The sequence below is a fragment of the Streptosporangium sp. NPDC006013 genome (assembly GCF_040614275.1).
Lineage (GTDB): Bacteria > Actinomycetota > Actinomycetes > Streptosporangiales > Streptosporangiaceae > Streptosporangium.
Genome location: NZ_JBEXUE010000657.1, coordinates 1 through 4555, shown reverse-complemented (window position 1 = coordinate 4555; position 4555 = coordinate 1). Strand labels below are relative to the sequence as shown.

Genomic DNA, 4555 nt, shown 5'->3' with positions numbered 1-4555 from the left:
TCGCCGGTGACGTCGTTCGCCGCCGGCGACGGGGTCGCGGCGGTGTGGGACGGGCCCGAGCGGGCGGTCGACTCGGGGGCCGCGGCCAGAGTTCTGGTGCGAATGCCGTTGACATCCCACTTCTTGGTTTTGCCAGGCTTGCTGGGCTTACCGGATTTGCCAGAGTGGTAGGGCTCGGTGGGGCCGGGGGCAGGCCGCTTGCGGTCGTCGCCGGGTGCCGCGTGCGCGGCCGGGGCGACGGTGAGGATCGCGAGGGCGAGGGTCGCGGCGACCGCGGTCGCGCGAATCGACGTCGTCATCAGAGTTCAATCCTTCGTCCGGCACGGTACCTACGTCCGTTCGCAATGATCCACTTCAACCCGGGCAGGGGTGGTGTCTCGATCACCACGCGCCCCGGTTTGTGGTGCCAGTCGCCGTGGTAGTCCACCTTGAGGGTGTCGTCGTGCTGGCCCTCCACCTTGAAACGCAGCGTGACCGGGCCGAACTTGGTGGGGATCTTTTCGAAGCGGGTCTGCTTCTTGTCCGACAGCCACTCCAGCGGGCAGAGCCGCAGCAGTTGCAGCTGGTTCCGGACAAGGCTGTCGTCGATGACCGAGTGAATGAGCGACCAGGTGATGATGGGGTGCGAGAAAAGGTTGCCGTAGATCGCGTTGCGGTGCTCGCTGGAGACGTAGGTGTCCTGGGAGAGGCCCCCGGTGAGCAGGCCGTACAACCCTTCGAGGAAGTGCGCCCGATCCCCCAGCTGCCAGGTGTGGAACATGTTCCAGCTGTAGCAGGGCTCGGCCGAGGACTGCTCGTGGTCGAGGATGGCGCGGTCGAGCGCGTTGTGGTGCACCGGGTCGAACAGCTTGGTGTTGGGGCCCACCCGGAAGAACTCGACGAACGACTTCATCATCGGGTCGGAGGCCGGCATCAGCCCGGCCCACACCGACATCAGCGCGCCGGTGTCGAGCATGGTGAAGGCGTCCCAGACCCCCTCGCCCGCGAACTGGGGCCGGAAGACCGGCCACTGCCTGCCCTTGTCGTCGGTCCATTTCGCCGACCGGCCGGCGAGGTCGCTGACGGCCTGGACGAACGTCGCGCGGAAGGTGTCGGCGAAGGTGGCGAACTCGCCGGCGCGGGGGTGCTTGATCCGCTGCAGGAATTCGACGGCGGAGGCGAGTCCCTTGTAGGTGAAGCACTGGCTGATGAAGCCCTGGGTCTCGACGCCTTCGTCGGTGGAGTAGCCGGGGGGCATCAGGCCCTTGACGCCGCCGTGGTTGGTGAGCGCGCAGGCCTGGACGATGTATTCGCAGGCTTTGACGATGACGTCGGTCCACTTGGTGATGAACGCCGGACGGTCGGTCAGCAGCGCGTGCACCGACAGGATCTCCAGGATCGCGCCGTGGTCGCTGATCCAGTCGACGGCCTGCAACGTCTTGGGGGTCGACAGGTACCCCGGGTACGATCCGCCGGCGAAGACCGCACCGGGCGGGGTCCGCGTCCCCTGGGTGGCCTTGTAGATCTCGATGTGGTTCTCGACGACGTCGTGATAACCGAGCCGGTCCATGAACATGTGGCTGACCATGGAGGTCGGCGTGCTCCACAGCACGTCGTAGGCGTATGAGCCGGACAGGAAGGTGAACAGCCCGGTGTCGGGGCTCTTCTCCGCGACCACCTGAGCGAGCTGCGGACCACGGCGCATGACCTGGTTGATGTAGTTTTCCGGGGTTTCGATCACGGCGATCGTCGGCGCGCTCTCCTTCCAGAACGCCTGGCATTTGGCGAGTGCCCCGTCGCGGCCGAGCGCGGCCTCGGCCTTGGCGTCGGCGAGCGGCTGCGGGATCATCGGGATGAGCACGTCGACGTAGGCCCCGACGGTCGCCGGGAGGCCGAGCCTCAGGTCGTAGACACCCTTGACCTTGGCGTTCTCGGTCATGGCGATCGAGCCCTTGTCGGCGGTGGTCACCATGACCTTGACGTTGCCCTCGGAGTCGGTGATGGGCACCGTGATGGGCTTGCCGGTCGGGTTCCACACCCGCCCCATCGTCAGGCCGGTGAGGATCGGCGCCGTCTCGGGGAAGACGGTGAGCGGCACGCCGTCCTCGTCCTGGTACGGCCCCGCGGGCTTCATGTACGACCCGCTGAGCCAGAGCTGGAACACGAAGTCCTTGACCGCGCTGACCGGGTCGACGTGGACGACCTCGAAGCGGGTCCAGGAGTACATCGGCTCGGTCGCCGTCTGGACGGTCTGCTCGCCCGGGACGTGCGCGAACACCGACTGCTTGATGACCAGGCCCTCCTGGCGGCGGTGCTCGGTCCACAGGACGGGGGCGTCGCTGTCCTCCTCCCAGCCCTGCTGCCCGTAGCCGAGGTCGTCGTCCCAGACCTCGCGCACGGTCGACGGGAAGTCGCGGAAGCCGCCGCCGCGCATGGGCATGACGACGGTCGTCTGAAAGTTCTTACCGTGCCAGGGCTGGGTGTTGGGCTTGGCCGCCAAGACCCAGCTGGGGTCGCAGATGAGCGCGCCGTTGTAGACGACGTTGAACCGGAAGAGGTGGCCCTTCCAGCCGATGGGCGTCCACACGTTGCGCTGCGGGAGCCACCAGTGCTTGGAGCGCTCGATGTTGGGTTCGGGATCGGACGCCGCCAGTGGCGTCGGCACGAATGTGTCGGCGTACGCGCTCGACTGCCCGGCCAGGGGGGTGGTGGCGGCCAGCGCTCCGCCGGCGACGGCTCCACCGGTCATCAGGAGCATGCGGCGCCTGGATGGTTCTTTCACTTGGACAGCCTCCTCGAACAGCACTCGCACAGCGTCGGTGCCGGACGTGACGACAGAGGGGGAAGGATTTTTCGATATTCCGAAGACATATTCGGAGTATCGATAATTGGAAACTGTGACACCGGCATCCGGGAAAGGCAAGGGGGTGCATCACGGGAAGTGGCAATTCGCCCGTGATGGGATTTGTCAGACGAACGGCATGAAACTCGCACTTGGCGGTGTCAGGATCCGGCGGCACTCCCCGGCGGGCTTGAGGCGCGCCACGCCGCCGGAGTCCGGGCTCGCCCGTGCTGTGGGCCCGCCTGCCCGCGACCGCCGGACGCCACGGCGTGCTTTACGCCGTGGCGCCCCCTCACCGGACCGCCGTGCCGTCCGGCAGGTCGAGCATGGACAGCTCCGCACGAGTCGGCGCTCCCTCCCAGTCGCCGTGGGCGGCGACCGCGAAGGCTCCCGTGGTGATCGCCCGCGCCAACCGGCCGGCCGGCGGCAGGCCGTCCAGCAGCCCGGAGAGGTACCCGGCGACGAAGGCGTCACCGGCGCCGATCACATCGACGGCGGTGACGGGCCTGGCCGGAAGGGTGAGCGTCTGGTCGGTGGTGAACACCGTGGCGCCGGCCGGCCCGCGCTTGACGACGACCTCGGCCACTCCCCCGGCGAGCAGCGTCCGCACCCTGCTCGCCTCGTCGTCGCCGGCCGTGGCGAGCGTGAGCTCGTCGTCGGAGGCGATGACGATGTCGGCCTCGGCGGCCAGTTCGGTCAGCACCTGGCGGGCCAGGGTCTCGGACCAGAGCCGGTTGCGGTGGTTGACGTCCAGGCAGACTCTCGCACCGGCGGCCCTGGCCAGGCGCACCGCGGCGCGCACGGCCCGCTCCGGGCCCTCACCGAGGGCCGGGGTCACCCCGGTGATGTGCAGGATTCGCGGTGGAGCCGGGATCGCCGCGAACGCCTCCGCCACGTCGGAGACGGAGAGCCTCGCACCGGCCGAGCCGTGCCGGTGGTAGTCCACCCGCGTCAGCCCGGCGACGCGCTGCTCGAAGACCACGATGCCGGTCTGCGCCGGGTCGGTCCTGATCGCGTCAATGCCGACCCCCTCGGCGCGCAGGGTGCGCCGTACGAGTTCCCCGAGCTGGTCGGGCCCGACGGCGCCGACGAACACGACGTCGTGCCCGAGCCGGGTCAGGCCGATGGCGACGTTGGCCTCGGCGCCGGCGACGCTGATGCGGGCGATTCCCCCGAGCCGGACCTGTCCGTCGGCCCGCAGGCAGGCCATGACCTCGCCGAGTGTCAGGACGTCAGGCATCTCGCCGTACCAGCCCCTCGTTCCACGCCGCGGCGAAGGCGCCTGCGCGTTCGGTCATCGTCCCCCAGCGGCGGTCCGCAACGAGGTCCGCCGAGACGAGCGCGCCGCCGATACCGACGCCGACACACCCCATCCGGGCATAGGGGACGAGGTCTTCCAGTCTCACCCCGCCGGTCGGCAGCAGGGGAACGTCGTCGAGCGGTTCGCGCACGGCCCGCAGGTAGCCGACGCCACCGAGGGCGGAGACGGGGAAGACCTTGACCGCGGCGGCGCCGTGCCGCCGGGCCAGGTCGATCTCGGTCGGGGTGAGCGCGCCGCACGCCACCGGTATGCCGGCGGCGTGGGCGACGGCCAGAACGTCCGGCATGGTGGTGGGGGTGACCAGGAAGCGGGCGCCCGCGGCGATCGCGGCGTCGGCGTCGCAGGCGGTGCGCACGGTTCCGGCCCCGACGAGAATGTCGGGGTGCGTGTTCCAGCGGCGGATGGCGGCGAGG

The 4555-nt window shown here is 69.4% G+C and carries 4 protein-coding genes; all 4 read right to left on the bottom strand.

Going from position 1 to position 4555, the window contains the following annotated elements; translation table 11 throughout:
• Positions 1 to 299, bottom strand: a 299-nt coding sequence (locus ABZ260_RS47190; RefSeq protein WP_355631453.1) for a hypothetical protein, incomplete at its 3' end; no start/stop codon positions are given.
• Positions 299 to 2761, bottom strand: coding sequence for a hypothetical protein (locus tag ABZ260_RS47185; protein ID WP_355631450.1), 2463 nt, complete (start codon positions 2759 to 2761; stop codon positions 299 to 301). The genes ABZ260_RS47185 and ABZ260_RS47190, both read right to left, overlap by 1 nt.
• 352 nt (positions 2762 to 3113) lie before the next feature.
• Positions 3114 to 4061, bottom strand: coding sequence for a sugar kinase (locus ABZ260_RS47180; protein ID WP_355631448.1), 948 nt, complete (start codon positions 4059 to 4061; stop codon positions 3114 to 3116).
• On the bottom strand, positions 4054 to 4555 hold a 502-nt coding region (locus tag ABZ260_RS47175), incomplete at its 5' end, for a keto-deoxy-phosphogluconate aldolase (protein ID WP_355631446.1). The genes ABZ260_RS47175 and ABZ260_RS47180, both read right to left, overlap by 8 nt.